Source organism: Oleiphilus sp. HI0132, from assembly GCF_001635845.1.
Genome location: NZ_LWGJ01000598.1, coordinates 1 through 829, shown reverse-complemented (window position 1 = coordinate 829; position 829 = coordinate 1). Strand labels below are relative to the sequence as shown.

Below are 829 nucleotides of genomic sequence, written 5' to 3'. Positions count from 1 at the left end.
CTGTACCACCTATCGCCCATTGTGGCGTAGCCTGATATTTCACATGTAGCGAAGCAGAGGTATCTGCAAAGTTTGCTAGGGTTTTTCCTTCATCCTCTTCGTTAATGGATTCCAATACTTCGGCATCCATAACAGCAATACCTGCAGACATACTGATTTTGTCAGTGATATTCCCCGTTAAGCCAAGTTCGATACCTTCTACTCGGTTCTTGCCTGTGTTCAGTGAGCCCAGCGTGCTATAGCTATCGCCAGAGGGGCTCTCCATCACATCATTTTTTGTGATGCGGAATAGCGCGGCTGTCGCAAGTAACTTGCCATCGTTTAATTGCCACTTCGTTCCAACCTCAATGCTTTGTGTTTTCTCCGGGTCACCTAATTGAGGGTCGCTGGCATCGACACAGATACCACCATAGCCACAGCTAGTGCCTACATCCGACTCACCACCATTCAAGTTGGTTGCAGTCGAGAAGCTGGCATAGACGTTTGCATTGTCCATAAACTGATAGCTGGCACCGATATGGCCGTTCCAATAGCCACCGTCGTCAGCAAATTCAGTCCACTCACTTTCTAAGGGGCCGCTTCGGCCATCAGGGTCATAGTTTGCGAAGGTGCTGTAGTCGTAATAGTCGTAACGAACGCCACCAAAGGCTGTCCAATTATCACTTAACTCGACGGTATCCATGAAATAGAGCGCAAGGGTTTCAACATTCCAATCTGAGTCTTTATCACCTTGGGCAATATCTCGTTGAATCAATGTATTGAGGTCTGTCGCGGTATTACCATTTTCGTCTGTCCAACAATAGCCTTCCCCAACACCACGTCGACCTGA

The 829-nt window shown here is 47.9% G+C and carries 1 protein-coding gene; it reads right to left on the bottom strand.

From position 1 onward, the window contains the following. The coding region (locus A3766_RS07285; RefSeq protein WP_156508760.1) for a TonB-dependent receptor domain-containing protein at window positions 1-829 on the bottom strand (829 nt) is incomplete at both ends.